This window comes from Nocardia sp. NPDC004068, assembly GCF_042874315.1.
GTDB lineage: Bacteria > Actinomycetota > Actinomycetes > Mycobacteriales > Mycobacteriaceae > Nocardia.
In genome coordinates this window covers 109,243-134,566 of sequence record NZ_JBIAMW010000002.1, presented here as the reverse complement: position 1 = coordinate 134,566, position 25,324 = coordinate 109,243, and the positions used below count along the sequence as shown (strand labels likewise).

Below are 25,324 nucleotides of genomic sequence, written 5' to 3'. Positions count from 1 at the left end.
GCCGCAACCGCGTGGCAGCCCGCTCAGGTGGTCAGTTGCTCGACCAGCTGCGCGGCCGTGTCCACCCCGTCGAGCAGCTTGCCGACGTGGGTTTTCGTGCCCCGGCGGGGTTCGAGGGTGGGGATGCGCACCAGCGAATCGCCGCCGAGATCGAAGATCACCGAATCCCAACTGGCCGCGGCGATGTCGGCGCCGAACCGGCGCAGGCACTCGCCGCGGAAGTAGGCCCGGGTGTCGGTGGGCGGGTTGGTCATCGCGTCGAGCACCTCCTGCTCGCTGACCAGCCGCTGCATCGACCCGCGCGCGACGAGCCGGTTGTACAGGCCCTTGTCCAGGCGCACGTCGGAGTACTGGAGGTCGACCAGGTGCAGTTTCGGCGCGGCCCAGCCCAGCCCCTCGCGATTGCGCATGCCCTCGAGCAGGCGCAGTTTGGCGGGCCAGTCCAGCAGGTGGGCGCATTCCATCGGATCGCGCTCGAGCAGGTCGAGCACGTGCGCCCACTTCTCCATGACATCGGTGACCCGGGCGTCGTCGGTGCCCTGGCGGCTGTGGAACTTCTCCACCCGGTCCAGGTACAGCCGCTGCAACGCCAGGCCGGTGAGTTCGCGCCCGTCGACCAGCGCGACCGTGGCGCGCAGGGTGGGATCGTGGCTGATCTGGTGGATGGCGGTGACCGGCCGGGCCAGTTGCAGATCCGACAGGTCCTCCCCGGCCTCGATGAGGTCGAGCACCAGCGCGGTCGAGCCGACCTTCAGATAGGTCGACCACTCCGACAGATTCGCGTCGCCGACGATGACGTGCAGACGGCGGTACTTGTCGGCGTCGGCGTGCGGTTCGTCGCGGGTGTTGATGATGCCGCGCTTGAGCGTGGTCTCGAGCCCGACCTCGACCTCGATGTAGTCCGCGCGCTGCGACAGCTGGAAGCCGGCCTGGTCGCCGGACTGGCCGATGCCGACCCGCCCCGAACCGCACACCACCTGCCGGGAGACGAAGAACGGGGTGAGCCCGACGATGATCTGATTGAACGGGGTGTCCCGGCTCATCAGATAGTTCTCGTGGGTGCCGTAGGAGGCGCCCTTGCCGTCGACGTTGTTCTTGTACAGCTGCATGCGCGGCGCGCCGGGCACGCTGGAGGCGTAGCGGGCCGCGGCCTCCATCACGCGCTCCCCCGCCTTGTCCCAGATGACCGCGTCCAGCGGGTCGGTGACCTCAGGTGCGGAGTACTCGGGGTGGGCGTGGTCGACGTAGAGGCGGGCGCCGTTGGTGAGAATCATATTGGCCGCGCCGACCTCGTCGGCATCGATCACGGGCGCGGGCCCGTTGAGGCGGCCCAGATCGAAGCCTCGCGCGTCGCGCAGCGGCGATTCCACCTCGTAGTCCCATCGCGTGCGCTTGGCACGGGGCACTCCCTCGGCCGCCGCGTAGGCGAGCACCGCCTGGGTGGAGGTGAGGATCGGGTTGGCCGAGGGCTCGGAGGGCGTGGAAATGCCGTACTCGACCTCGATTCCGATGATGCGCTGCATGTGTTCGAGCCTATGCGACGTTCGTCCCGCTCGGGCGCGCCCGGGGTGGGCGTGTGCGCGGGCGGCGATGTCGGTCGCAGGTCGTAGGGGATGTCACTCGAAATGGGGATGCGCCCGCCTATACGAGTGTATGAGAATGGGTGGGTGCACGATTCCGCCACCCCGACCGACCCGAATCCCCTTGCCGCCCCGCCGCGTTCGGCCGCGCGCTTGCCCGCCCTCGACGTCGCGCGGGGCATCGCGATCCTCGGCACGCTGGGCACAAACGTGTGGATCCTCACCCACCCGGCCGGGTTCATCGGCTATCTCGAGGGCACGGATCGGCCCGAGGGCGCATGGTTGTGGATCGAACGCGTGCTGCAACAACTCGCCCAGGGCAAGTTCCTGGGCCTGCTGACGATCATGTTCGGCATCGGGCTGGCCATCCAGCGGGGCTCGGCGGTGCGGGCGGGGCGCGCCTGGCCCGGAGGTTATCCGTGGCGGGCGGGGCTACTGTTCCTGGACGGCCTGGTGAATTTCGTGTTCGTCGCCGAATTCGACGTGCTGATGGGGTACGCCGTGACCGGCGCGGTGGTCGCCGTCCTGCTCGCGACCAGCGAACGCGCCCAGCGCCGTTGGCTGCTCGGCGCGGCGGCCGTGCACGTGGCCGTGCTCACCCTCGTCACCCTCGCGATCACCCTTGCGCCGCAAGGCGATCCGGCCCCGCGCCGACCGTTGGATCCGAACCCGTACGCGGACGGTTCGTTCTGGGATCTCGCCGTGTTCCGGCTGGCGAACGCGGGTCTGTTCCGGCTGGAACCGGTCTTCATCTTCCCGATGTCGATCGCGCTGTTCCTGGTGGGGGCGCGGCTGTTTCGGGCCGGATTGTTCGAGCCGCGCGGCGCGCGCCTGCGGCGGCGACTGCTGATCCTCGGCCTGGCCGTGGCGGCCCCGCTGGATCTGGCGCTGGGCCTGTGGGACGGCGATCTGGTGCTGCTCACCCGCTACGGCACCGCGCCGATCGTGGCGCTCGGTCTGCTCGCGCTGATCGCCGAGACCTACGCGCGGCGGCCGCGGACCGGATGGGCGGGCCGCCGCCTCGCCGAGGTGGGCCGGGTGGCGTTGAGCTGCTACATCCTCCAGAACCTGGTCACCTCGGCGCTGTGCTACGGCTGGGGTCTCGGGCTCGCCGCGCGCGTGTCGCCGAACGAGCGGGTCCCGTTCACGGTCGGGATCCATCTGCTCGTGTGCGCGCTCATGATGGTGTTCGCGCACGCATGGCTGCGCCGTTTCGCGCGGGGACCGGTGGAATGGTTGTGGCACAAGGGTTATCGACTGCTCGCCCGCGAGGGGCGCGACGCTCCGGCGCCCTCGTCGGTCGCGCGCTGAGCCGGACCCGCCGCCCCGCCGACGGAACTCCTGGCCCGCCCGCCGATGTGCGATCATATGGCGGGACTCGCGGCCCACCGTCGCGCCCCGCATGGTCCGTCCGACACTCGTCCACCGGGGGTAGTGCCATGTCGATCCCGCACGTCAGCGGCCCGCCGCTCACCGAGCCGCCCGCGAGCGCGAATCCGCCCGCGCCGCCCCGGCTTCCGCGACTGTTCTCCACCTACGTTCTGGTCGGGCTATTGGCGGCGGGACTGATCTGGTCCGGACCGCTGGCGGGCTGGGTCGGTTCGTCGGCGCGTTTGCAGACGGCCGCGACGGTGTTCACCGGAGTGTTCGTGCAGGCGGTGCCGTTCCTGGTGCTGGGCGTGCTGGTCAGCGGGACCATCGCCGCGTGGGCGTCGCCGGAACTGCTGCGAAAGCTGTTGCCGCGCAACGAGACCGCCGCGATCGGGGTCGCCGGGGTGGCGGGGATGGCGCTGCCCGGATGCGAGTGCGGCGTGGTGCCGGTGTCGCGGCGGCTGATGGATCAGGGCGCGCCGAGCGCGGCGGCGTTCGCCTTCCTGTTGTCGGCGCCCGCGGTGAATCCGGTGGTGCTGGTGGCCACCGCGGTCGCGTTTCCCGGCGAGCCGGGCATGGTCGCCGGGCGGTTCGCGGGATCGATGGCCACGGCATTGCTCGTGGGCTGGCTGTGGGCGCGGTTCGGGCGGCCAAAGTGGTTCACCCCGCGCCCGCACGGCCACGAGCACTGGGCACCCGGCCGCTCGCGCTGGACGGTGTTCACCGAGGCCGCCCGGCACGACTTCCTGCAATCGGCGGCGTTTCTCGTGATCGGGGCCGCGGCGGCGGCCGCGCTGCACGTCCTGGTCCCGCCGACCTGGTACCGGGAGCTGTCCGGGCAGCCGCTGGTGTCGATCGTGGTGCTGGCCCTGTTGGCGGTGGTGCTGGCCCTGTGCTCGGAGGCGGACGCGTTCGTGGCGGCGAGCATGTCGGGGTTGCCGTTGCTGCCGCGACTGGTGTTCCTCGTGGTGGGTCCGGCCGTGGATGTGAAGCTGTTCGCCATGCAGACCGGCGCCTTCGGCCGCCGGTTCGCGATCCGGTTCGCGCCGTTGACATTCGGGGTGGCGATCGTGTGCGGGACGGTCGCGGGGCTGATCTTCCTCGGCGGTGTGCGATGAACCGGGCGGCCCAGAATCTCGTGCTGCTGCTGTTGGGCGGCGCGGTGCTCGATATCGCGCTGGACGGCACCTACCTGCGGTATGTGAAACCCGGACTGCAACCGTATCTGATCCTCAGCGGGGTGGTGTTGCTCGCGCTGGCCGCCGTCGCCATCGTCCGCGACATCCGGAAGGGCTGGGCCGCAACCGATTCCGAGCATCCCGGCCGCGCGCAGTGGCTGCTGCTGGCCCCGATCGCGGCGTTGCTGGTCATCGTCCCGCCCGCGCTGGGCGCGACGTCGGTGCGGTCGGGCACCACCGCCCAGGCCGCCGTCGACTCGGGGGACAAATTCGCCTTCCCGCCGCTGCCGTCCGGTCCCGCGCCGACCGTGCGGATGGCGGATCTGCTCGACCGCGCCGCCTACGACTCCAGCGGCGAACTCGACCGGCGGGAGATCACCGTGGTCGGTTTCATCGTGCACACGGAGACGGGCGTGGATCTGGCCCGTGTCGTCATCACGTGCTGCGTGGCCGACGCCCAGACGATGTCCGTGCATCTGGGCGGCGATTTCGACAGCCCACCCGACGATACGTGGGTGTCGGTGCGCGGCAAGGCCGTTCCCGATTCGGCGCGGCCGGAGACGAATATGACCCCGACCCTCGACGTGCTCGAGCTGCGGACCGTTCCCGCCCCGGCCCGGGTCTACGGCTGAGTCTCACAGGTATCGCGTCAGGAAGGCCAGTCCCGCGTCGAAGCCCGCGCCCTCGATGGTGTGGTGGTCGGCGTCGAACACGGCGAATTCGAACGGCGTTCCGGCGGCGGACAATTCGGCCGTCAGGGCGAGGGTCATGGGCAGCGGCACCGTCGCGTCGGCCGTGCCCTGCCCGATGAACAGCGGCTGCCGGTATCCGCTCGTCGCCACGCCCAGGTAGGAGGCGAACACGGCGACGGCGGCCGGATCGTCGAGGGGACGCGCCAGCAGATCGGACACGCTCCGATTCCCCACGGCCGCAGGCCAATCCAGCACACAGTACGAGACGATGTCGCTCACCAGCCGCCGCCCCTCGGCGCTGAGGTAGGGCTGGATGTCGAACCCCGGCTGATTCGCCCCGATCGCGGCGAACAGGGCGGTGACGGTCCCGGTCAGCCCGTTCGAGATCTCCGGCGAGGGCAGGCCGGGTCGCGCGATCGGGAGCAGCTTGTCGACGTTGGACGGCGGGGACAGCGCCGCGGTGGCCCGGAAATCCAGTTCGGGCGCGTACTCGGAGGCGAGATGTCCGGTGCTCAAGGCCGCGTGGCCGCCCTGGGACACCCCGAGCACCGCCCAGCGAGACGACAACTCCCCGAACGCGTTCCGGGCCGCGCGCACGAGATCGATCGTCGCGGTCGCCTCGGTGCGGCCGTTCAGATACGGGTGCACGCCCGGCGACTCCGGGCTCAGACCGAGATAGTCCGGCGCGACCGCCGCGAAACCCGCGCGGTTGAGCCGCAGCAGCGCGGGCGTATCGGCCGGGCCGCCGGTCGGCGAGCGCGGCCCGCAGCGCGCCGACAGCCCGCTCGTCCCGTGATCCCAGGCGATGATCGGCCAGCCCCCGGCGGGCGGGGTGCCCTCCGGGAGGTACAGCAGTCCCGTCGCGGTCGTGGCCCGGCCGTCCAATGCCGGTGTGGCATAGGTGATCACGTAGCCGCGCCCGCTCGCGGGCAGTGGTTCCACGCGCAGTGGTTCGCCGGGATTCGTGCCCGGCGGCTCGGCCGAACCCACCGCCGTCGTCGCGGCGGCGAGCAGAACGCCCACCGCGACGCACACCCCCGCAAGCCACCGCTCGCTCATGCCATCCACCCGATCCAGGTCCCCACCGACCTGCCCGCTCATTCTCCCACCGCCGCCGCGGGGCCGGTAGCAACGAAACGAACACGATCCCGCGACCGGAGCGAGACACAACGTTCGCCAAGGTGGTCGAGACGCGGCTGAAAAGTGAGATGTTCCGAACACCCATTGCGACACGAAGTAGAACTTCGCGTACGGACGAGTCGAGGCGTCGGGTCGGGAAGTGTCGGTGCGCGGGGTCATAGTTCGAAACCCAGTGCTTCCCTTTTATTTACTTTCGATACTATTCCATACAGAACGGATGAGGAAAAGCTGCCGCCGGTTGTTGATTCAATGCAATGTAGCACCTACACTTGTGGGAAAGTTGACTATCAGGCCGCCCACTGTAGTCCGGTCTCTCGGGAGGGTGAGGGATATCCGGTCATGGAGCGCAGCGATATTCGGAAGCTGGACACGGAACTCGACATCAATTTTCCCGAACCGCATCCCGCGGTCGTCGACAGATCCTGGCGTATTCTCATTGCGGCCGCCTCCGAGGACAGTGGTAATCTCGCGTCGGAGCTACCGAGATATGGCCACAAGATTGCGGCGGTAGATACCGGAATAATGGCCATGAAGCTGTTCGACCGTGCCGATATCCTGTTGCTCGACCCGGATCTTCCCGATTTCGACGGTTTCGAAGTCTGCCGTTCGATCCGCGCGCGGGATACGATGCCCATCATCCTGGTCACCGACCGGGACTCCGAACTGGATTGCGTGCTCGGTCTTCGCTCGGGTGCCGACGACTATCTCGCGCGGCCGTTCGGCATCCGGGAACTCATCGCGAGAATCGACTCCGTCATGCGGCGGGCCCGACCGGAACCGTGCGACAAACCGCCCGCGGTCCGGTGCGGATCGCTCCAAATCGACAACGCGACGCGCGAGGTGGTCGTCCAGGGCAGACGCATCGCGCTGACGCGGAAGGAATTCGATCTGCTCGGGATGCTCGCGCGGCGACCGGGAATCGTGGTGCCGCGCCATCAGATTCTGCGCGAGGTGTGGGACGGATCGTGGTCGCGGCACACCCTGGACACCCACGTGAGCAGCCTGCGGATGAAGCTGGGCTCGAGCGACTGGATCGTCGCCGTACGAGGCATCGGGTTCAAGCTGATCCCACCCGCCACGATCGCACCGTGAGGGGTGGGCAGCACATGGTTCAATCGTTCACCGCGAGAACGTTCAAATTCTCGTCGAAGGTGTAGCCGGGCGGCGCGTCGCCGGTCCGGAGCACCTTGGTGAGATTCATCCGATTCAGGCGCCAACCGGCGGCCGTGCGCCGGGCCCGGGCCTCGATATATCCCCAGACGATCAGCGGCGGCTCGCCGGAGGCGACATGTTCGTGCGTCGCGGTGAGATTCACGCGCGCGCTGGCGAGATCGCCATCGATATCCGCATGACAGTCGGTTGTGGTGTGATGCGTCGGACCGAACAATCCGACCACGTCGGTGATATGTGCGGCAAGTCCCTCGATGCCGTGATAGTTCTCGGGCGGCAGTTCGAGCAGAACATCGTCGGTGAAGATGGAGTGCGCCCAGGCGTCATCCATCGTCTTGCGATCCTCGAAGAAGAAGAACTTGTCGAAAAGGGCGGCGATATCGCGATGGTCCCGCAATTCACGAACCTCCGCGCGCAGAGCCTCGATCTCGTCCCGCAACCGATTCTCAGAAATCTCACTCATACTTGTCTCCGTGGTTCTTCGCTGCTTACGGCAACGCTTGGATTCGTCGCTGTCGGGCGTTCCCGGCCCACACCGAAACGCCCCGACAATCGCAGCCCGTCACGAATATTGAGTGACATCAGCGCGATATTGACGGCACCGGCGACCAACTCCAGCGTCTGTACACAATAGAACGCGGTCCCGAAGTCGTCGTGTCCGGCCAGAATGGACAGGGTGATCGCCGACGGAATCAGGATCAGCAGGCCGTTCCCGGCGATGAACGGCATTCTGCGCTTTTTGGCGAGGACGATCGGGAAGGTCGAACCCGCGGCCAGCCGCAGGCCACTCGACCCGGTGGCCACGAGCGCGAGCACGAGGATGGGCAGACACCATGGAATCGTCTGCTTCACGACGGTGATGACGTGCCTCGATCCGCCGATCTCGGCGACGACGGTCGAGGTCCAGAAGGCAAGGATGGTGATGAGTCCGACCGTGCCCGCAATGGGATGAATACGAGAGAGCATGGCTTACCCCTCTTCGGTTGTCACGTGTCCCGATCGGCCTCCAGATTGCCGATCGCCTGTCGAATCAGGCGGATGAAGTCGGTTCCCTGCTCGTTCGAGAACCCCCCGGCCGCAAGCTCGTTCACCTCGCGGGCCGCCTCTGAGAGCGGGGCGCGCAAACTCCGGGCAGCGTCGGTGAGGTAGATCAGCGCCCGTCTGCCGTCCCGGGGGTCGGCGGTGCGCCGGATGAGCCCGTCACGCTCCATCCGCTTGAGCGTGTGGGCCATTGTCGACTGGTCGATTCGAACCTTCTCGCAGAGTTCGTTCTGCGTGACGCCCTCCTGCTCGTACAGTGCCAGTAGCTGCGCGAACTGCCCCGGCACCACACCGTATCCGGAAATGCGTTGGCGCAGTGCCTGTTCCATGAGGCGCGCGAGATGGTTCACCAGATACCCGAGCGAACCTTCCCGGTCCAGCCGCGTCTCGGCTTGCTCCACGTTCACCTCCATCGTCGTTGAAATGGGGGCGACCCCAAGAATACATGGCAAGCCATGTATATACCACTCGGGCCCGGCGTCGCGGCCCTGGGCGACATCGTGGGCGGGACTCCCGCCCCGCCGCGATGACGAGCAGGTGATCGGAACGGAATCTCGAGCGAACCGGAAGAATCTTGAAATCCGTTGGCTACGAGGAAGACAACTCCTGAAGATGCCCGGAGGTCCCGTTCACCGCCCGGTGGCCTCGGTTCCGCAGGATGGGCCGCAGCGGCAAGGACTTTCAGGAGGAGCGGTGCGAAAAGTGTTGATCGCCAACCGAGGTGAGATCGCGGTGCGGATCGCGCGGGCGTGCCGGGACGCCGGCATCGCCTCCGTCGCGGTGTACGCGGACCCCGATCGCGACGCCGTGCACGTCCGCGCGGCCGACGAGGCCTACGCGCTGGGCGGCGACACCGCCGCCGCCAGCTACCTGAATATCGAGGCCCTGATCGCCGCGGCGCGCGCCGCCCGCGCCGACGCGGTGCATCCCGGTTACGGATTCCTCTCCGAGAACGCCGATTTCGCGGCGGCGGTGCGCGACGCGGGACTGATCTGGATCGGTCCGCCCCCCGAGGTCATCCGTGATCTCGGCGACAAGGTGACGGCCCGGCGCATCGCCGCCGCGGTGGGCGCGCCGATCGTCGCCGGGACCCCCGGCCCGGTCGCCGACGCCGACGAGGCGGTGCGGTTCGCCGAGCGGCACGGGCTGCCGGTGGCCGTGAAGGCCGCGTTCGGCGGCGGCGGTCGCGGTCTCAGGGTGGCTCGCACGCTCGCGGAGATTCCGGAATGCCTCGACTCCGCGGTGCGCGAGGCGCGGGCGGCGTTCGGGCGCGGCGAATGCTTCGTCGAACGCTACCTCGACAAACCCCGGCACGTGGAGACCCAATGCCTCGCCGATGCCGCCGGGACCGTGGTGGTGGTCTCGACCCGGGACTGCTCCCTGCAACGGCGGCACCAGAAGCTGGTCGAGGAGGCTCCCGCGCCGTTTCTCACCGGGACACAGCATCGGTCGCTGGTCGACGCGTCGAAGGCGATCCTCCGCGCGGCGGGCTACCGCGGCGCGGGCACCTGCGAATTCCTGATCGGGGCGGACGGCACGCTTTCCTTCCTCGAGGTCAATACCCGCCTTCAGGTGGAGCATCCCGTCAGCGAGGAGGTCACCGGTATCGATCTGGTGCGGGAGCAACTGCGCATCGCCGCGGGCGGCCTGCTCGAGTACCCGGATCCGGCGCCGCGCGGGCACGCCCTAGAGTTCCGGATCAACTCCGAGGACGCGGACCGCGATTTCCTGCCCGGACCGGGTACCGTCCACCGCTATCGGCCCCCGAGCGGGCCGGGCGTGCGCGTCGACTCCGGGATCGAGACCGGCTCCACCATCGGTGCGCAGTGGGACTCGTTGCTGGCCAAACTCGTTGTCACCGGGGCGGATCGCGCACAGGCGCTGCAACGGGCGGCACGCGCGTTGAGCGAGTTCGAGATCGAGGGCATCACGACGGTGCTGCCGTTCCATCGGGCGGTGGTCACCGATCCGGACTTCACCGACGAACCGTTCCGGGTGCACACCCGCTGGATCGAGACCGAGTTCCGCAACACCATCGCGCCCGGCGCGCAGGCCGACGCGACGCCGGCGGACCGGGCCCCGCGCGAGACGGTCGTGGTCGAGGTGCGGGGCAAACGCGTCGAGGTGACACTGCCCGCCCGAGCGACCGGACCCGCGCCCCGCCGCGTCCGGACGCGCTCCGCCGAACGGCCCACCACGGACACCCTCACCGCGCCGATGTCCGGAACCCTCGTGAAAGTCGCTGCGGCCGAGGGCGAAACGGTCACCTCCGGGCAGCTGATCGCCGTCATCGAGGCCATGAAGATGGAACAACCGATCACCGCGCACCGGGCGGGCACGGTGGTCGGCCTGATCACCGAGATCGGCCGGAGCATCGGCAGCGGCGCCGTCCTGTGCCGAATTCGGGACTGACCGCTCCGAAATCCAGGACCGAACAAAGGAAACGACAGCATGCACACCACTGTCACGGTCGCCCGGATGAACGCCGCGGCGCGGGATCGCGTCGCCGCCGGGTTCGCCGAATTCGACGCCGCCGGAGATCCCGCGGACTCGAAAGTCGTTCGGCGACAACTGTTCCACTACCACACCGATCTGCTCGTCCACATCGTCGACAGCGACGAACCCCTGCCACCCGGGTACACCGGACCGGGGCCGATCCCGGAGGTGACCGCCCTCGACGACGCCCCGGCGCCGTTCCGGCCACCCGCGACCCGCTACTACCACTGGCTGCCCGGACCGGTGCATCCCGCCATGTACAGCACGCTCGTCGTGAACCGGCTCGCCGCGGACCGCCGCGACGCGGTCGCGGCGCTGTTCGGCGACTTCGACACCACCGAGGTGCCGCACCACATGGGCACCCGGCGCAGGCAGTTGTTCGCCGCCGGGGACGTCTACTTCCACCTCCAGGATTTCGACACCCCGGACGGCGGCGAGGTGATCGCCACGGCGTGGAAACAGGCCGACCCGCGCTTCCTCCAGATCTGCGCCGACCTCGACCCGCTGATCGAGAAATACGACCCGACCACGTGGCGCGAGCCCGCCGACGCGGTCGCGCACCGCTTCTACCACTGGGAGACAGTATGAACAGCAGGCGCGTCGTCATCACCGGAATGGAGGTGATCGCGCCCGGCGGCGTCGGCACCAAACAGTTCTGGGAGCTGCTCACCGCCGGACGCACCGCCACGCGACGGATCAGTTTCTTCGATCCGGACCAGTTCCGCTCCCGGGTCGCGGCCGAGGTCGACTTCGATCCCGACCAGCGCGGGCTCACGCCACACGAGGTCGAAAGATTGGACCGCGCCGGGCAATTCGCGGTGGTGGGTGCGCGCGAGGCGGTCGCCGACAGCGGCCTGGAGTTCGACTCCCTGAACCCCTACCGAATCGGGGTCGCCCTGGGCAGCGCGGTCGGCGCCACCATGCGCCTGGAGCAGGACTACCGCGTCATCAGCAACGGCGGACGGCTGCATCTGGTCGATCAGAAGTACGCCGATCAGCACCTCTATCACCACCTGATCCCCAGCTCCTTCGCCGCCGAGGTGGCGCGGGCGACGGGCGCGCAGGGGCCGGTGACGGTGGTGTCCTCCGGCTGCACCTCTGGTCTGGACTCGGTCGGCTATGCCGCGCAGCTCATCGCCGACGGCTCGGCGGACGTCATGGTGACCGGCGCGTCGGACGCGCCGATCTCACCGATCACCATGGCCTGCTTCGACGCCATCAAGGCGACCACACCACGCCACGACGCGCCCGAGTGCGCCTCGCGTCCGTTCGACGCCACCCGGAACGGGTTCGTCCTGGGCGAGGGCGCGGCCATGTTCGTGCTCGAGGAGCTCGCCGCGGCGCGGCGGCGCGGCGCGCACATCTACGCCGAGATAGCCGGTTACGCCACCCGCTGCAACGCCTACCACATGACCGGATTGCGTTCGGATGGAATCGAAATGGCCGAGGCGATCCGAATCGCGTTGCGAGCGGCCGGATTACCCGGCGAGGCCGTCGACTACATCAACGCGCACGGCTCGGGCACCAAGCAGAACGACCGGCACGAGACCGCGGCGTTCAAACGCAGCCTGGGCGCGCACGCCTACGCGACTCCCGTGAGCTCGATCAAATCGATGGTGGGCCATTCGCTGGGCGCGATCGGATCCATCGAGATCGCCGCCTCGGTCCTGGCGATCGGATCCAATGTCGTTCCGCCCACGGCGAACCTGCACACCCCCGACCCCGAGTGCGATCTGGACTACGTGCCGCTCACCGCGCGTGAGCATCGCACCGACACCGTGCTCACGGTCGGCAGCGGATTCGGCGGCTTCCAGAGCGCCATGGTCCTCACCGCGATGGACGGAGCGGCGGCATGAGCGCCGATACCGCCACGGTGGTCACCGGCATCGGCGTCACCGCCCCCACGGGCCTCGGCACCCGGGCCCATTGGGAGGCGACGCGGGCCGGGCGCGGCGGCATCGGCCGTCTCACCCGCTTCGATCCGTCCGGTTATCCCGCCACCCTCGCCGCCGAGATTCCCGATTTCGACGCGGCCGCGCACCTTCCCGATCGGTTGCTGCCGCAGACCGATCAGGTCACGCGGTTCGCGCTGGTGGCGGCGGACTGGGCGCTCACCGACGCGAACATCGATGCCGCGACGTTCGACGAATTCGAGATGGGCGTGCTCACCGCCGCCACCTCGGGCGGATTCGAATTCGCCCAGGGCGAGCTGTGCAGCCTGTGGAGTCGCGGCAGCCGATATGTCAGTGCCTACCAGTCCTTCGCCTGGTTCTACGCGGTCAACAGCGGGCAGATCGCGATCCGCAACGGCATGAAGGGCCCCAGCGGCGTGGTGGTCAGCGATCAGGCCGGCGGTCTGGACGCGATCGCCCACGCCCGCAGGCAGATTCGCCAGGGCACGCCGCTGATGGTGTCGGGGGCGATGGACGCCTCGCTCTGCCCGTGGGGCTGGGCGGCGTTGTGGACCAGCGGTTGCGTGCACTCGGGCACCGATCCCGACCGCGCCTATCTCCCGTTCGATCCGCGGGCCGCGGGCCATGTGCCCGGCGAGGGCGGCGCGATCCTGATTTTGGAGTCGGCGGCCACCGCCCGCGATCGCGGCGCCCGCTGCTACGGCGAAATCGCGGGCTACGCCGCCACTTTCGATCCCGCGCCGGGAGCGGGCCGGGAGCCCGCGCTGCGCGCGGCGATCGAATTCGCGCTGGCCGACGCCGGACTCACGGCGAGCGATATCGATGTGGTGTTCGCCGACGCCGCGGGCGTTCCGGAGCAGGACGAGATCGAGGCCGCCGCGATCAACGCGGTGTTCGGGCACCGGGCGGTTCCCGTGACCGCGCCGAAAACCATGACCGGACGGCTGTATTCGGGTGCGGGCCCCCTCGATGTGGCCACCGCGCTGCTCACCATGGCGGACGGCGTGATCCCGCCGACCATCAATGTCGAACCCACCGCCGACTCACCGCTGGACCTGGTGATCGGCACGGCGCGGCGCGCGACGGTGCGCGCTGCGCTCGTCCTGGCCCGCGGCTACGGCGGATTCAACTCCGCCCTGGTCCTCACCGCCGCCGAATGAAGGGAACAACCATGACATTCACCCTCGACGACCTGACCCGGATCCTGCGCGAGGGTTCCGGCGCCCCCGACGACGCCGACCTCTCGGAGCGGATACTCGACACCGCCTTCGACGACCTCGGTTACGACTCGCTGGCCATGCTCGAGACGGCGAGCCGCGTCGAGCGGGAATTCGGTGTGACGCTGGCCGATTCGACCGTCGTCGACGCCACCACCCCGCGCGCCTTCCTCGCCGCGGTCAACGCCCTGCTCCCCGCCCGCACCTCGTGACAGGAGTCACCATGTCGAAATCCCATGCGCTCGTCACGGGTGCGACGAGCGGCATCGGCCTGGCCGTCGCCCAATCGCTGGCGGCCGACGGGCACCGGGTGTACCTCGGGGCCCGGACCGCCGAGAACGTGACCGCCACCGTGAAACAGCTGCGCGAGACCGGGTTGGAGGTGGACGGCAGCGCGGTCGACGTCCGGGTCGGCGAATCGGTACGCGAGTTCGTCGCCGCCGCCGTCGAGCGGTACGGCCCGGTCGAGGTGCTCGTCAACAACGCGGGCATCAGCGGTGGCGGCGTCACAGCGGATCTCGGTGACGAGGTTTGGGACAACGTCATCGACACCAACCTCAACAGCGTCTTCCGGATGACCAGGGAGGTACTCAACACCGGTGGCATGCGCGACCGTGGCCGGGGCCGGATCATCAATATCGCCTCGACCGCGGGCAAGCAGGGCGTGGTGCTCGGGGCGCCCTACTCGGCGTCCAAACACGGTGTCGTCGGCTTCACGAAGGCCCTGGGCAACGAGCTCGCACCGACCGGGATCACGGTGAACGCCGTCTGTCCCGGCTATGTGGAAACGCCCATGGCACAGCAGGTTCGGCGCAATTACGCCGCGCTCCAGCAGACCACCGAAGAGGCCGTCCTGGCGAAGTTCACCGCCAAGATCCCGCTCGGACGGTACTGCACTCCCGAGGAGGTGGCCGGCCTGGTCGGCTACCTGGCCTCCGACATCGCCGCATCCGTCACCGCCCAGGCAATGAATGTCTGCGGCGGACTCGGAAACTTCTGAAAGGACATGTGCCATGGTCGAATCCACAGCAGTCGAGCACACCATCGACATCGCCGCGCCCGCTGCCACGGTCTACCACATGCTCGCCGAGGTGGAGAACTGGCCGCAGTTGTTCCCCCCGACCATCTACGCCGACGAGCTGGACGCCGACGGGCGCGAGCAGCGGATCCGGATCTGGGCCACCGCCGGTGACGGTGTCAAACACTGGATCTCGCGGCGGGTGCTGGATCCGGACCGGTTGCGCATCGAATTCCGTCAGGAGGTCAGCAGCCCGCCGATCGCCGCGATGGGGGGCGCCTGGATCGTGGCGGAACGTCCCGGAGACCGCTGTCACGTCCGGCTGCTGCACGACTACCGGGCGGTCGACGCCGACCGCCTGAGCTGGATCGACGAGGTGGTGGACCGCAATTCCCGCACCGAGCTCGCCGCGTTGAAGACCACGATCGAAAGCGGTGTCGCCGAGGCGGATTCGCGATTCTCGTTCGAGGACACCGTCGAGGTGCGCGGCACCGCGCCGGAGATCTTCGACTTCCTCAACGACGCCCACCTGTGGCCGCAGCGGCTGCCGCACGTCGCGGCCGTGGAGCTGAGCGAGCCGGAGCCCGGCACGCAGTCACTGGCGATGGACACCGTGGCGGTGGACGGCTCCCGGCACCGCACCATGTCGTATCGCATCACGTTCCCGCACCACAAGATCGCCTACAAGCAGATCACCATGCCCGCGCTCATGACCCTGCACACCGGGCGCTGGACGGTGCGACCGGGGGCGGACGACACGGTGCTGGTGTCCTCCCAGCACAGCGTGGCGCTGAACACGGCCAATATCGCGGCCACGCTCGGACCGGACGCGGACATCGCGAGCGCGAAGGAGTACGTGCGGCGGGCCCTGAGCACCAACAGCACGGCGACACTGCAACACGCCAAACAGCACGCCGAGGCCCGATCATGACCGTCGCCCCCGAGCGCGCGGCCACGCCGTCCGGGGTGGTGCACCGAATTGCCTTGGAGGGAAACGGTATCCGGCTGTCCGCACTGCTCGGTTCGCCCGCGTCGCACCCGCCGCGCGCCACCGTCGTCGCCCTGCACGGGGCGGGCATGTCCGCGGCGTATTTCCACGGGCGCGCACACCCGGATGTCTCGCTGCTCAGCACGGCCACCCGGATGGGTTACGCGGTGCTGGCGCTCGATCGTCCCGGCTACGGCGCGTCCGCCGCCACGCTGCCGCAGGGGCAGTCGCTGATCGACCAGGCGGAGACCGTCCGCGCCGCCCTCGCCGATTTCGCCGCGCACAACGAGATCGGCGCCGGGATCTTTCTGCTCGGCCACTCCTTCGGCGGCAAGCTGGCGCTGGTCCTGGCGGCCGACTCGCCGGGATGGGGTGGCGTGGAGGTGTCCGGGTGCGGGCACCGGTATGCGGGGTCGGCCGCGAATACCGCGCTCTGGAAACGGAATTGGGGTGATCTTCAACTCTACCCGCCGGGCACGTTCCGCCGGTCGGGCGCGGACGCGCCGCCGCTGCGCGAACTGATCGAGGGAACGTTGTGGCCCGAGACGCTCGCGGATGCGGCGGCCCGGATCCGGATTCCGGTGCGGCTCAGCTTCGCCGAGCAGGAACGGTGGTGGTGCACCGATTCCGCCGCGCTCGACGAACTGCGCGCCCTGTTCGGATCCGCGCCCCGGGTGTGCGTGACCCGGGTGGCACACGCGGGGCACAACATCAGCCTCGGCTGGGCCGCGCGCGCCTACCACATCGGGGCGCTGGCGTTCTTCGAAACCTGCCTGCTCGACCGCACAGCCGCCCGAGGCGAGAAAGGACACCTCCGTGACCGAGGAATCGACGCTCCCACGCCTTGATCCGACCGACGACCTCGACCGAATCGCCGAACTGCGGTTGCGCAAGGAACAGGCCCACACCGGTCCGGACCCCGCGGCCACCGAACGCCAGCACGCCAAGGGGAAACTCACCGCGCGCGAGCGCATCGAGCTGCTGCTCGACGCCGAGTCGTTCACCGAGATCGAACCGCTGCGCCGACACCGCGCGACGGGATTCGGCCTGGAGCACAGCAGGCCGTACACCGATGGTGTCGTGGCCGGATGGGGCACCGTCGACGGGCGGACGGTCTTCGTCTACGCCCACGACTTCCGCATCTTCGGCGGCGCGCTCGGCGAGGCCCACGCCGAAAAGATCCACAAGGTCATGGATCTGGCGCTGACAGCCGGTGCGCCCCTGGTGTCGCTCAACGACGGAGCGGGAGCCCGAATCCAGGAGGGGGTGACCGCACTGGCCGGGTACGGGGCATCTTCCGGCGCAATACCGCCGCGTCCGGGGTGATTCCGCAGATCAGCGTCATGCTCGGACCGTGCGCGGGTGGCGCGGCCTACGCTCCCGCGCTGACCGATTTCGTGCTCATGGTGCGCGGCACGGCGCAGATGTTCATCACCGGGCCCGACGTGGTCGCCGCGGTCACCGGCGAGTCGGTGACCCGAGAGGAATTGGGCGGGGCCGATATTCACGCCGAGCGGTCCGGGGTCGCGCACTTCGTGCACGACGACGAGACGGCCTGCCTGGCCGATGTGCGCTATCTGCTGTCGTTTCTGCCGCAGCACAACCGGGAACTGCCGCCGGTGGTCGCGACGGCCGATCCCCCCGATCGCCGCTGCCCCGCGCTGACCCATCTCGTTCCCGAGGTCGGGACCGTGCCGTACGACATGCGGGAGGTCATCGCCGAGATCGTCGACGACGGAGAACTCCTGGAGATCCAAGAACACTGGGCGGGCAATGTGGTCGTCGCGTTCGCCCGACTGGCCGGGCACACCGTCGGATTCGTGGCCAACCAGCCGACCCGCCTCGCCGGAACCCTCGACATCAGCGCCAGCGAGAAGGCCGCACGCTTCGTCCAGATGTGCGACGCGATGAACATCCCGCTGGTCACGCTGCTGGACGTGCCCGGTTTCCTGCCCGGGGTCGGACAGGAGCACGGCGGCATCATCCGGCACGGCGCCAAACTGCTGTACGCCTATTGCAACGCCACCGTGCCGCGCGTCTCTATCGTGCTGCGCAAGGCCTACGGCGGCGCGTACATCGTGCTGGACTCGCGCAGCGTCGGCGCGGATCTGGCCTTGGCCTGGCCGACCAACGAGATCGCGGTCATGGGCGCGGAGGGCGCCGCGAACGTGGTGTTCCGCAGACAGATCGCCGCGGCGACCGATCCGGCCGCCGAACGCGCCGAACTCGTCGCCCACTACGCGCGCGAACTGATGCACCCCTACTACGCCGCCGAACGCGGGCTGATCGACGACGTCATCGATCCCGCCGACACCCGGCTGGTGCTGATCCGGGCCCTGACCATGCTGCGCGCCAAGCACGCCGACCTTCCCGCCCGCAAACACGGCAATCCACCCCAATAGCAGAGGAGTCTCCGATGCCCGGTCCCGCAATGGTTTTCGATCCCGGCGCCGACCTGACCGAGGAACTGGTCGCGGTCCTCACGCTGGTGCTGCTCGCCGACGGCGACAGCGCGGCGCGGCGATCCCCGCGTCGGCTTCCGAACACGCACGCGCACAACATGTTCCGTGATCCCCGCGGCTGGCGCTAGCCATGCCCTGCCCCGACGACCTGGTGGGCAGCTGGCGGCTGGACTCGTTCCGGGACACCGGCGCCGACGGCCGACCGGTGCCCGGCCCGCTCGGCGAGGACCCGGACGGGTTCCTGCTCTACACCGCCGACGGACATCTCGCGGTCGCGATGATGGGTGCCGCGGTGTATCTGGGCTACGCGGGCCGCTGGCGAATCGACGACGGCGTCCTGCATCACCTGATCGTGGTCTGCTCCCGTCCGGATTGGGTGGGCGCGGATCAGATCCGCCGCGCCGACCTGTCCGCCGATCTCGATCTCCTGACCATCCGAACCTTCCCCGACAACGGCCGAGTCGTGCGCTGGCGCCGACTCGAAAGGAACCACAATGCGATTCGAGGATAAGACCGCCCTGGTCACCGGGTCGAGCGAGGGCATCGGCTATGCGATCGCCGCCGCGCTGGTGTCCGAGGGTGCGCGCGTGGTGCTGACCGCGCGCCGGGAGCGACCGCTGGCCGAGGCCGCCGAGCGGCTGGGCCCCGCGACGGGTTGGATCAGCGGCGACATCTCCGATCCGGACACCGCGCGGCGCGCGGTCGACCACGCGCTGCACACCCGCGACGGCCTGGACCTCGTCGTCTGCAACGCCGGAATCCTCATTCCCGGAACGATTCTCACCCAGCCCATGGCCGAGGTGGACCGGATCATCGACGTCAATTTGCGGGGCACGATCGCCACAGTCGCCGCGTCGGCGCCGGTGCTGGCGAAGGCGCCCGCCCCCGCGATCGTGGTGATCTCCTCATCGATCGGCCGCAAGCCGGGTCCGGGTACCGGCATCTACGGCGCCACCAAGGCGGCGCTGCACTACCTGGTACCCACCTGGGCAACGGAGCTGGCGCACATGAACATTCGCGTCAACGGCGTCTGCGCGGGCATCACCGAGACCCCCGGGTTCCGCGCCGGGGCGGCCGCGATCCCGGGGCTCGAGGCCGGTGTCGTGGCGACCAACCTGATCAAGCGCATCGCCACCGCGGACGAGGTGGCCGCGCCGGTGCTCACCCTCCTGGACTCCGGCGGCGGCGGTTTCGTCACGGGTTCGATCTGGGATATCGACGGCGGCTACGGACTCGGAGGACACCATGCCTGAGCACGACGTGATCGTGGTGGGAGCCGGGCACAACGGCCTCACCGCCGCGGCGTACCTCGCCGCCGCGGGACTGGATGTGGTTGTCCTGGAGGCGAAGCGGGAGATCGGTGGAGGCGTGGTCAGCGCGACGGTGACCCTCCCCGGCCATCACCACGACCTGCACGCCACCGCACACATCTTCATCCACGGCAATCCGATGATCCGCGACGACGAACTCGGCCTGCTCGCCCGCCACGGGCTGCGTTACGTCCATCCCGACCCCAGCATGTCGGTGGTCTTCCCGGACGGGGACTTCATCGCCTTCTACCACGACGTGCACAAGACCGCGGAGGCCATCGCCCGGATCTCGCCCGCCGATGCCGAGAACTATCTGCGCTTCCACGAGTTCGCCAGCCCACTGTTGGACTCGCTGCTCCCGACGCTGTTCACCCCGGCCGCACCGCTGGGCGCGATGTTCGCGCAGCTGGAACAGAGCGAGATCGGCCGGGAGACCATGCGGATCCTGATGATGAGCTATCTGGACGTGTGTCACGAGTGGTTCGAACACCCCAAAGTCAAAGCCACCCTGGTGCGTTGGGTCTCGGAGCTGCTGATCGCACCCGATGAGGGCGGCACCGGCGCGTTCCTGCTGCTGATGGTGCCGTTCATCCACCGGTACGGCCTCGGCTTCGCCGTCGGCGGGTCGCAGGCGCTGACCGACGCGTTGGCGGCGGCGCTCGCCGAACGCGGGGGTACGATCCGAACCGGCGCGAAGGTCGAGCGATTCCGCTTCGACGGCGACCGGGTCACCGGGGTGCGCTGCGCCGACGGCACCGAATTCACCGCCCGCCGCGCGGTATTGGCCGACCTCAACATCAAGCAGTTGCCCGCGATGGTCGACCACCGTTTCGGCCCGGACTGGGAACGCCGGGTCGATCGGATCAAACCGGCCGGGTTCCGGTTGGTGGCCGGGCATCTCGTGCTCAGCGACGCCCCGGAGTTCCGCGCCGGACCGGAGGTCACCGAGGCGGGCTTCCAGGAGGTCACGCTGCCGCTGCCCGAACTGCTGCGCACCTTCGATCAGCTGAAGTACGGCGAGCCCGTGCACACCATCCCCTCGGTGGCGACCGCCACCCGATGGGATCCGACCCGTGCGCCCGAGCCCCATCACACCCTCTACCTTCTCGGCTACGCGCCCATGGAACTCGCCGAGGGCGACTGGGACACCCGCAAGGAGGAGATCTTCGACCGGGTCTTCGCCACCTTCTGCGGCCTCACCACGAATATCGGTGCGGCGCAGGTGCGGTCACGGGTGGTCCACAGTCCGGTCGACATGGCCCGCTACAACGAGGCGTGGGTGGACGGCGATCCCGGCCACTTCGGCTGCCAACTCTTCCAGTTCATGGGTTTCCGGCCCCTGCCGAACATGGGCTACCGCCTGCCCGCCGAAGGGTTCTATCTCATCGGGCCGTCCACCCATCCCGGCCAGGGCGTCACCGGGGGCGCCCGGGCCGCCGCCCTGGCGGTACTCGCGGATCTCGGCCTGAACTTCTCATAACGCAGGGAGGCCAGCACATGCGCAACCCCGAACCCAGTCTCGACGAGATCCAGGACGCGGTCGCCGAATTGCTCCGCACCGAGGAACTCGCCGCGCTGGCCACCGTCGACGCCTCCGGTCGGCCGTCCGCCTCCGCCATGCACCTCGCCGCCGATGGCCTCATCGCCTACATCCACACCTTCCGGCACAATCGCAAACACGCTCAGATGCAGCACAATTCGAATGTCGGCTATGTGGTGAGTCACCTGCCCACCGACGGTTACGCCGGGCGCCACGAGATCCGCGCCCTCCAGATCCAGGGCCGCGCGATCCTGGTCACCGACGCCGACGAGATCCAGCGGGCCGTCGGGCTCAGCTTCGAGCAATTCCCGTGGCTCGCCGACACCTCGCTCTACGACCACGTCGCCCCGCCCGACCAGGGGCAGCAGGTCTTCTACCGCATCGAACCGGTCCAGGGCCTGTGGACCGACCACCGGGTCCGCCAACTCTGGCGAGTACTGCTCGAGTTCAGCGATGACGGGCGCACGATAGTCAGCAGCCGACCCTATGACACTCCGCGGCGGAGGGGCTGATCCGGCCGAGGCCGCTCGTGCGAGGCGATCCCAGCGGCCTCACAACGTCCCGGCGGTTCCCGAAACCTCTTGCGGGCGAGCGGCTTCCGAGTGTGCCAGCAGGTCCGCCACCAGTGTGTCGCGCTGCAAGGGCACGCCGAGGCTGCGGGCGTTGCCCTCGAACAGGGCCAGTACGGACGAGGACAGGATGCCCTCGACCTGGTCGGAGGACAGGGCGGTCGCGGGGTCGGAGCGCCAGCTGTTCACCACCCCGTCCACGAAGCCGATGATGCCGAAGGCCATGGGACGGGCCCGGTTGGGATCGATGCCGAAGCGCGCCAACGACTTCGCGAACAGGTCGGCCAGTCGTCCGCCGATCCGGTCGCGCGCCCCGGCGAGCGCGTCCCCGCCCGGCGCGGCCCCGGCGAGGAAGCGGTGCAGGTTCGGATGCCGATCGACCCAGCCGACGTAGGTGCCGACCGCGCCGCGGACCGCGTCCTTGAGCGTGCCGTCCGCGCGCAGGGTCGGCATCAGCTCCGACAGCAGCGAATCCAGGATCCGCCGGCGGATCTGCTCGTCCAGATCCGGGCGGCCGTCGAAATGCCGGTACACCACCGGGCGCGGCAGCCGCAGGCGGTCGGCGATCTGCTGCACCGACACCTCGACGCCGTTCTCCTCGATCACCGCCACGGCGGCGTCGATCACCTCGGCGCGGCGCTGCTGCTTGTGCCCGTGCCAGCGCGTGCTCCGGCCGTCGAGCCGCGAGCCGGGATCGTCGCTGGATTTGGTCACCTCGCAACGATACCCGGCCCGGTATTGACCGTTACACCATGTCTCACTAATCTGACTGTTACAGCTTGTATCGCATACTTGAGCATCAGGAGAGCCGTCATGGGCAACGACGCCGCACTGCTCGCCGAGGAATCCTTCGCGCAGCGGCTACTGAACGGATCGGTGAAGAAGTCCTACGACCCGATCGTGGACATGGACTGGGACGCGCCGCTGGATCCCGGCAAACTGTTCCTGCCCGCCGAGATCGTTTCGCTCTACGGCACCGAGCTGTGGGAGTCGATGACACCCGAGCAACGACGCGAGCTGTCGCGCCAGGAGCTGGCGAACGTGCTGTCGGTGGGCATCTGGTTCGAGAACCTGCTGAACCGATTGTTGTTGCGGGAGTTGATGAACGGCGATCCGACCAGCCGCCGTTCGCACTACACGCTCACCGAGATGGGCGACGAGTGCCGCCACATGATGATGTTCGGCAAGCTCATCGACCGCATCGAGGCCCGGCCGTACTGGCCCGAACCCGTTGGGCGCCTGGTCATCTCGTCGCTGCAACTGCTGCTGCGCGGCTCCATGGTGTGGGTGGGCGCGCTGGTGGGCGAGGAGATCTTCGACGCCTTGCAACGCAAGACCCTCGACGATCCCGAGTTGCAGCCCCTGGTCTCGCGCGCCATGCGCATCCACGTCACCGAGGAGGCCCGCCACATCGGCTTCGCCCGCGACGCCCTCGCCCGCCGGGTGCCCACCATGTCGAGGGCCGAATTGGCTTACACCCGCCTGTGTGTCGCGGTCGCCGCCCCGCTGTTCGTGCATTTGATGACCAACCGACACATGTACGACCGCGCCGGTCTGGATGGCCACGCCGCCAAACGCGCCGCACGCGCCAATCCGCATGCCCGCCGCGCCCTCGCCACGGGGGCGGAGAACCTGGGCGCGTTCCTGGACAAGCAGGGTCTCATCGGCCCGGCCGGAAAGTGGCTCTGGCGTCGCCGGGGGCTGCTGGCATGACCGACTGCGAAATCCTCGTCACCACAACGAATCCCGACGCCCTTCGGATCCGCGCCGAGCTGAGGCGCGCAGGATTCACCGTCACCACTTTGGGCACCGACGCGGAACCAGGCCCGCACGGGCGGTCCCGAGTAATCGAGACGCTAACGGAACGCCTCTCCCGCAGGCGATCTCGGATGTCGAGTGGGGACGTCCACACCGTCGCGGGACCGACATCCCCAGCGGAAGGCGATCCCCGCGCTCGATCCCAGCTCGCCAGTGAGAGCGTCCACACCGCTGCCGAGCGGGTGATCTCGGCGGAGTTCGACGCGGATGCCGATCGCTGGATGGTGCACATGGCCGAGGGCGGGGTGCTTCGGACGAGGCTGCTGATCCTTACACCGTCGCCGGAGGTCAGCGTCATAGGGGTCGGCGGAAGAATGCTCGAAAGGGATTCGGGTGCAATGGCTTTCCTCGGTATCGCCCTCCACGGGTTTCCGAATCTGTTCTTCACGGAACCGCCGGGAGCAAGCGATTTCCGGCCGCCGATCACGGAACGGGCCGAGGCGGTGCGCGCGTGCGCGGAGATGCTGCGGCACACCGCGAGTACTCGCATCGAGGCCCGCGCGGCCTGCCAGCACGAGTACGCGCGGCTGGTGCGCGGGGGCAGGCATCGTCCACCGCGACAGGCGCGTCCACACCATTTCGATCTGACGGTCCCCGCGGATCGTGAAGCGCCGCACGAGTATTCGGGCCCCGCACTGCTCGACGTGCCGGGGGGAGAGATCCCGGTGACCGTCACCCTCAACGGCCACGCCGATCCCATCGACGGCCGGTATCACTGGTACGGACGGGTGGACGGGAACGGCGACCTGCCGGATCCCGGTCGCGCCCAGGTGTTTCTGACGGTGCCGGGCGGCACCCCGACCGAAGGGCGGTTGCAGGAACGCGATCCATGGGGACAGCTGCGGATCGTCGGGGTGGGCGAACCGCCCTTCCCCATGGCGGCGCACGGCCACTGAGGCGGATTCCCGGCCGCTGCCGGGACGGCGGAGGGCGTACGGCTCGGGTACGGACGCCCTCCGGGACACCGGATTCCGGCATCCCGTGGGCGAATCCCGCCCCGCCGTCCCGATGGCGGCCGGGGGTCAGGCGGGCACCTTGTCCAGGAAGCCGAGGACCCGCTCGATCCGGCCGTCCGCCAGGGTGACCACGTCGAACCCGATCACCAGGGGTTCGGCGTCGGGCGCGCCGAGGAACCAGGTGAAGCGGGCGATGTCGTTGTGCCCGTCGACCGGTCCGAGCCGGAACTCCAGGCCCGCGAACTGTTCCTGCGCGCCCGCGATCACTCGATCGATGGCCGCCGTCCCCGCGACCTGGGCCAGCGGGTCGGTGTAGGTGGCCTCCGGGGTGAAGACCTCCGCGATCAGCGCCGTGCGCTTGTCGGCGTCGTGCTCGTTCCAGGAGTCGATGTACCGCTGGGCAATGTTCTCGTATTCGCTCATGGCACAAGCATGTTCGCCGCGGCGGGCGGAGTCGATTACGCGGGAGGTAACACCGAGCGCAACGTCTGCTCGTCGCGCGCGAGCACGGCGCGGCCCGCGGCGGTGGCCACGATCGGGCGCTGGATCAGCTTGGGATGCGCGGCGAGCGCCTCGATCCACCGGTCCCGCTCGGCGGGGGTGCGCGGCCAGTCGGCCACGCCCAGTTCCTTCGCCTCGTCCTCCGCGGTGCGGGTGATGTCCCAGGGTTCGAGCCCGAGCCGTTCGAGGATCGCGCGCAGTTCCGCGACACTGGGCGGATTGTCCAGGTAGCGGCGCTCGGTGTAGGCGATGCCCGCCTCGTCGAGGGCCGCCTTGGCCGCGCGGCTCTTGGAACAGCGCGGGTTGTGCCAGATCTCCATCTGCTCCGACGTCATGTCCGCAAGCTACACTGCGCGACCGCGGC

The 25,324-nt window shown here is 69.0% G+C and carries 27 protein-coding genes and 1 pseudogene; 20 read left to right on the top strand and 8 right to left on the bottom strand.

Translation table 11 applies throughout. The features are described from left to right. Positions 1–23: 23 nt before the first annotated feature. The gene (gene dop, locus ACFYTQ_RS04715; RefSeq protein WP_387357274.1) at positions 24–1,523 is read right to left on the bottom strand and encodes a depupylase/deamidase Dop; all 1,500 of its coding nucleotides are present in this window, start codon (positions 1,521–1,523) and stop codon (positions 24–26) included. A 144-nt stretch (positions 1,524–1,667) separates the two neighbouring features. Between dop and ACFYTQ_RS04710 the strand changes: the two genes are divergently transcribed. The 3 genes from ACFYTQ_RS04710 to ACFYTQ_RS04700 all read left to right on the top strand — a co-directional run bounded on the left by ACFYTQ_RS04710 (position 1,668) and on the right by ACFYTQ_RS04700 (position 4,761). Continuing rightward, complete coding sequence (locus ACFYTQ_RS04710) at positions 1,668–2,891, top strand: DUF418 domain-containing protein (protein WP_387357272.1); 1,224 nt, start codon at positions 1,668–1,670, stop codon at positions 2,889–2,891. Positions 2,892–3,019: 128 nt separating this feature from the next. Continuing rightward, on the top strand, positions 3,020–4,069 hold the full coding sequence (locus ACFYTQ_RS04705; RefSeq protein ID WP_387357270.1) for a permease: 1,050 nt from the start codon (positions 3,020–3,022) through the stop codon (positions 4,067–4,069). Then, positions 4,066–4,761, top strand: a complete 696-nt coding sequence (locus tag ACFYTQ_RS04700; RefSeq protein WP_387357268.1) for a TIGR03943 family putative permease subunit — start codon at positions 4,066–4,068, stop codon at positions 4,759–4,761. The genes ACFYTQ_RS04705 and ACFYTQ_RS04700 overlap by 4 nt, the downstream gene beginning before the upstream one ends. Before the next feature lie 3 nt (positions 4,762–4,764). Here the strand turns inward: ACFYTQ_RS04700 and ACFYTQ_RS04695 are convergent, their stop codons facing one another. Continuing rightward, positions 4,765–5,922: an alpha/beta hydrolase family protein gene (locus tag ACFYTQ_RS04695; protein ID WP_387357266.1), complete on the bottom strand. Its 1,158-nt coding sequence runs from the start codon at positions 5,920–5,922 to the stop codon at positions 4,765–4,767. A 378-nt stretch (positions 5,923–6,300) separates the two neighbouring features. Here ACFYTQ_RS04695 and ACFYTQ_RS04690 point away from each other — a divergent pair, with 378 nt between their 5' ends. Then, positions 6,301–7,053 carry a response regulator transcription factor gene (locus ACFYTQ_RS04690; protein WP_387357264.1) on the top strand — a complete coding sequence of 251 codons (753 nt, stop codon included), beginning with the start codon at positions 6,301–6,303 and terminating at the stop codon, positions 7,051–7,053. Between the two features lie 19 nt (positions 7,054–7,072). On the opposite strand, the gene ACFYTQ_RS04685 is transcribed toward ACFYTQ_RS04690, so the two are convergent. From ACFYTQ_RS04685 to ACFYTQ_RS04675, 3 genes are read right to left on the bottom strand one after another with little or no spacing between them, the layout of a single operon-like run. Continuing rightward, entirely contained in the window at positions 7,073–7,594 is a 522-nt protein-coding gene (locus ACFYTQ_RS04685) for a nuclear transport factor 2 family protein (protein WP_387357262.1), read from the bottom strand. Next, on the bottom strand, positions 7,591–8,097 hold the full coding sequence (locus ACFYTQ_RS04680) for a hypothetical protein (RefSeq protein ID WP_387357260.1): 507 nt from the start codon (positions 8,095–8,097) through the stop codon (positions 7,591–7,593). Before ACFYTQ_RS04680 ends, ACFYTQ_RS04685 begins: the two co-directional genes overlap by 4 nt. 20 nt (positions 8,098–8,117) lie before the next feature. Beyond that, the gene (locus tag ACFYTQ_RS04675) at positions 8,118–8,573 is read right to left on the bottom strand and encodes a MarR family winged helix-turn-helix transcriptional regulator (RefSeq protein ID WP_387357258.1); all 456 of its coding nucleotides are present in this window, start codon (positions 8,571–8,573) and stop codon (positions 8,118–8,120) included. A gap of 292 nt (positions 8,574–8,865) precedes the next feature. On the opposite strand from ACFYTQ_RS04675, the gene ACFYTQ_RS04670 reads away from it, so the two are divergent. The 14 genes and pseudogenes from ACFYTQ_RS04670 to ACFYTQ_RS04605 all read left to right on the top strand — a co-directional run bounded on the left by ACFYTQ_RS04670 (position 8,866) and on the right by ACFYTQ_RS04605 (position 21,628). Continuing rightward, a complete protein-coding gene (locus tag ACFYTQ_RS04670) occupies positions 8,866–10,584 on the top strand; it encodes an acetyl/propionyl/methylcrotonyl-CoA carboxylase subunit alpha (RefSeq protein WP_387357257.1) in 1,719 nt (572 codons plus the stop codon). 39 nt (positions 10,585–10,623) lie between these two features. After that, positions 10,624–11,256: a TcmI family type II polyketide cyclase gene (locus ACFYTQ_RS04665; RefSeq protein WP_387357256.1), complete on the top strand. Its 633-nt coding sequence runs from the start codon at positions 10,624–10,626 to the stop codon at positions 11,254–11,256. Next, positions 11,253–12,524 carry a beta-ketoacyl-[acyl-carrier-protein] synthase family protein gene (locus ACFYTQ_RS04660; RefSeq protein ID WP_387357254.1) on the top strand — a complete coding sequence of 424 codons (1,272 nt, stop codon included), beginning with the start codon at positions 11,253–11,255 and terminating at the stop codon, positions 12,522–12,524. Before ACFYTQ_RS04665 ends, ACFYTQ_RS04660 begins: the two co-directional genes overlap by 4 nt. Beyond that, positions 12,521–13,741 carry a ketosynthase chain-length factor gene (locus ACFYTQ_RS04655; protein WP_387357252.1) on the top strand — a complete coding sequence of 407 codons (1,221 nt, stop codon included), beginning with the start codon at positions 12,521–12,523 and terminating at the stop codon, positions 13,739–13,741. Before ACFYTQ_RS04660 ends, ACFYTQ_RS04655 begins: the two co-directional genes overlap by 4 nt. 11 nt (positions 13,742–13,752) lie before the next feature. Continuing rightward, positions 13,753–14,010 (top strand): acyl carrier protein, encoded by a 258-nt coding sequence (locus ACFYTQ_RS04650; RefSeq protein ID WP_387357250.1) that lies wholly within the window; start codon positions 13,753–13,755, stop codon positions 14,008–14,010. Positions 14,011–14,021: 11 nt separating this feature from the next. Then, positions 14,022–14,798, top strand: a complete 777-nt coding sequence (gene fabG, locus ACFYTQ_RS04645; protein WP_387357248.1) for a 3-oxoacyl-ACP reductase FabG — start codon at positions 14,022–14,024, stop codon at positions 14,796–14,798. A 13-nt stretch (positions 14,799–14,811) separates the two neighbouring features. Then, positions 14,812–15,747, top strand: coding sequence for an aromatase/cyclase (locus ACFYTQ_RS04640; protein WP_387357246.1), 936 nt, complete (start codon positions 14,812–14,814; stop codon positions 15,745–15,747). Further along, positions 15,744–16,652 (top strand): alpha/beta hydrolase, encoded by a 909-nt coding sequence (locus ACFYTQ_RS04635; RefSeq protein WP_387357244.1) that lies wholly within the window; start codon positions 15,744–15,746, stop codon positions 16,650–16,652. The genes ACFYTQ_RS04640 and ACFYTQ_RS04635 overlap by 4 nt, the downstream gene beginning before the upstream one ends. Next, positions 16,621–18,206: pseudogene (locus ACFYTQ_RS04630) on the top strand (acyl-CoA carboxylase subunit beta). The gene ACFYTQ_RS04635 and the pseudogene ACFYTQ_RS04630 overlap by 32 nt, the downstream one beginning before the upstream one ends. Positions 18,207–18,220: 14 nt before the next feature. Then, positions 18,221–18,394, top strand: a complete 174-nt coding sequence (locus ACFYTQ_RS04625; protein ID WP_387357242.1) for a hypothetical protein — start codon at positions 18,221–18,223, stop codon at positions 18,392–18,394. Positions 18,395–18,396: 2 nt separating this feature from the next. Beyond that, entirely contained in the window at positions 18,397–18,777 is a 381-nt protein-coding gene (locus ACFYTQ_RS04620; RefSeq protein WP_387357240.1) for a lipocalin-like domain-containing protein, read from the top strand. After that, a complete protein-coding gene (locus ACFYTQ_RS04615) occupies positions 18,761–19,519 on the top strand; it encodes an SDR family NAD(P)-dependent oxidoreductase (RefSeq protein ID WP_387357238.1) in 759 nt (252 codons plus the stop codon). The genes ACFYTQ_RS04620 and ACFYTQ_RS04615 overlap by 17 nt, the downstream gene beginning before the upstream one ends. Continuing rightward, the gene (locus tag ACFYTQ_RS04610; protein WP_387357236.1) at positions 19,512–21,056 is read left to right on the top strand and encodes a phytoene desaturase family protein; all 1,545 of its coding nucleotides are present in this window, start codon (positions 19,512–19,514) and stop codon (positions 21,054–21,056) included. The genes ACFYTQ_RS04615 and ACFYTQ_RS04610 overlap by 8 nt, the downstream gene beginning before the upstream one ends. Before the next feature lie 17 nt (positions 21,057–21,073). After that, complete coding sequence (locus ACFYTQ_RS04605; RefSeq protein WP_387357234.1) at positions 21,074–21,628, top strand: pyridoxamine 5'-phosphate oxidase family protein; 555 nt, start codon at positions 21,074–21,076, stop codon at positions 21,626–21,628. A 39-nt stretch (positions 21,629–21,667) separates the two neighbouring features. Here ACFYTQ_RS04605 and ACFYTQ_RS04600 read toward each other — a convergent pair whose 3' ends face one another. Beyond that, positions 21,668–22,399 (bottom strand): TetR/AcrR family transcriptional regulator, encoded by a 732-nt coding sequence (locus ACFYTQ_RS04600; RefSeq protein WP_387357232.1) that lies wholly within the window; start codon positions 22,397–22,399, stop codon positions 21,668–21,670. Between the two features lie 78 nt (positions 22,400–22,477). On the opposite strand from ACFYTQ_RS04600, the gene ACFYTQ_RS04595 reads away from it, so the two are divergent. Together ACFYTQ_RS04595 and ACFYTQ_RS04590 are read left to right on the top strand one after the other, a co-directional pair. Next, complete coding sequence (locus tag ACFYTQ_RS04595; protein WP_387357230.1) at positions 22,478–23,398, top strand: diiron oxygenase; 921 nt, start codon at positions 22,478–22,480, stop codon at positions 23,396–23,398. A gap of 443 nt (positions 23,399–23,841) precedes the next feature. Beyond that, complete coding sequence (locus ACFYTQ_RS04590) at positions 23,842–24,399, top strand: DUF4873 domain-containing protein (protein ID WP_387357228.1); 558 nt, start codon at positions 23,842–23,844, stop codon at positions 24,397–24,399. Positions 24,400–24,525: 126 nt separating this feature from the next. Here the strand turns inward: ACFYTQ_RS04590 and ACFYTQ_RS04585 are convergent, their stop codons facing one another. Both ACFYTQ_RS04585 and ACFYTQ_RS04580 read right to left on the bottom strand, forming a co-directional pair. Then, positions 24,526–24,882, bottom strand: a complete 357-nt coding sequence (locus tag ACFYTQ_RS04585) for a nuclear transport factor 2 family protein (RefSeq protein ID WP_387357226.1) — start codon at positions 24,880–24,882, stop codon at positions 24,526–24,528. A gap of 35 nt (positions 24,883–24,917) precedes the next feature. Beyond that, the gene (locus tag ACFYTQ_RS04580) at positions 24,918–25,295 is read right to left on the bottom strand and encodes an arsenate reductase family protein (RefSeq protein ID WP_387357224.1); all 378 of its coding nucleotides are present in this window, start codon (positions 25,293–25,295) and stop codon (positions 24,918–24,920) included. Positions 25,296–25,324: the final 29 nt, after the last annotated feature.

Bases quoted from the DNA above. Each gene is read 5' to 3' on its own strand.
- ACFYTQ_RS04680 (WP_387357260.1), bottom strand. From the start codon at position 8,097: ATGCTCTCTCGTATTCATCCCATTGCGGGCACGGTCGGACTCATCACC.
- ACFYTQ_RS04650 (WP_387357250.1), top strand. From the start codon at position 13,753: ATGACATTCACCCTCGACGACCTGACCCGGATCCTGCGCGAGGGTTCC.
- ACFYTQ_RS04660 (WP_387357254.1), top strand. From the start codon at position 11,253: ATGAACAGCAGGCGCGTCGTCATCACCGGAATGGAGGTGATCGCGCCC.
- ACFYTQ_RS04625 (WP_387357242.1), top strand. From the start codon at position 18,221: ATGCCCGGTCCCGCAATGGTTTTCGATCCCGGCGCCGACCTGACCGAG.
- ACFYTQ_RS04690 (WP_387357264.1), top strand. From the start codon at position 6,301: ATGGAGCGCAGCGATATTCGGAAGCTGGACACGGAACTCGACATCAAT.
- ACFYTQ_RS04610 (WP_387357236.1), top strand. From the start codon at position 19,512: ATGCCTGAGCACGACGTGATCGTGGTGGGAGCCGGGCACAACGGCCTC.
- ACFYTQ_RS04585 (WP_387357226.1), bottom strand. From the start codon at position 24,882: ATGAGCGAATACGAGAACATTGCCCAGCGGTACATCGACTCCTGGAAC.
- ACFYTQ_RS04665 (WP_387357256.1), top strand. From the start codon at position 10,624: ATGCACACCACTGTCACGGTCGCCCGGATGAACGCCGCGGCGCGGGAT.
- ACFYTQ_RS04605 (WP_387357234.1), top strand. From the start codon at position 21,074: ATGCGCAACCCCGAACCCAGTCTCGACGAGATCCAGGACGCGGTCGCC.
- ACFYTQ_RS04580 (WP_387357224.1), bottom strand. From the start codon at position 25,295: ATGACGTCGGAGCAGATGGAGATCTGGCACAACCCGCGCTGTTCCAAG.
- ACFYTQ_RS04635 (WP_387357244.1), top strand. From the start codon at position 15,744: ATGACCGTCGCCCCCGAGCGCGCGGCCACGCCGTCCGGGGTGGTGCAC.
- ACFYTQ_RS04705 (WP_387357270.1), top strand. From the start codon at position 3,020: ATGTCGATCCCGCACGTCAGCGGCCCGCCGCTCACCGAGCCGCCCGCG.
- ACFYTQ_RS04655 (WP_387357252.1), top strand. From the start codon at position 12,521: ATGAGCGCCGATACCGCCACGGTGGTCACCGGCATCGGCGTCACCGCC.
- ACFYTQ_RS04590 (WP_387357228.1), top strand. From the start codon at position 23,842: ATGGCTTTCCTCGGTATCGCCCTCCACGGGTTTCCGAATCTGTTCTTC.
- dop (WP_387357274.1), bottom strand. From the start codon at position 1,523: ATGCAGCGCATCATCGGAATCGAGGTCGAGTACGGCATTTCCACGCCC.
- ACFYTQ_RS04620 (WP_387357240.1), top strand. From the start codon at position 18,397: ATGCCCTGCCCCGACGACCTGGTGGGCAGCTGGCGGCTGGACTCGTTC.
- ACFYTQ_RS04695 (WP_387357266.1), bottom strand. From the start codon at position 5,922: ATGAGCGGGCAGGTCGGTGGGGACCTGGATCGGGTGGATGGCATGAGC.
- ACFYTQ_RS04700 (WP_387357268.1), top strand. From the start codon at position 4,066: ATGAACCGGGCGGCCCAGAATCTCGTGCTGCTGCTGTTGGGCGGCGCG.
- ACFYTQ_RS04640 (WP_387357246.1), top strand. From the start codon at position 14,812: ATGGTCGAATCCACAGCAGTCGAGCACACCATCGACATCGCCGCGCCC.
- fabG (WP_387357248.1), top strand. From the start codon at position 14,022: ATGTCGAAATCCCATGCGCTCGTCACGGGTGCGACGAGCGGCATCGGC.
- ACFYTQ_RS04615 (WP_387357238.1), top strand. From the start codon at position 18,761: ATGCGATTCGAGGATAAGACCGCCCTGGTCACCGGGTCGAGCGAGGGC.
- ACFYTQ_RS04685 (WP_387357262.1), bottom strand. From the start codon at position 7,594: ATGAGTGAGATTTCTGAGAATCGGTTGCGGGACGAGATCGAGGCTCTG.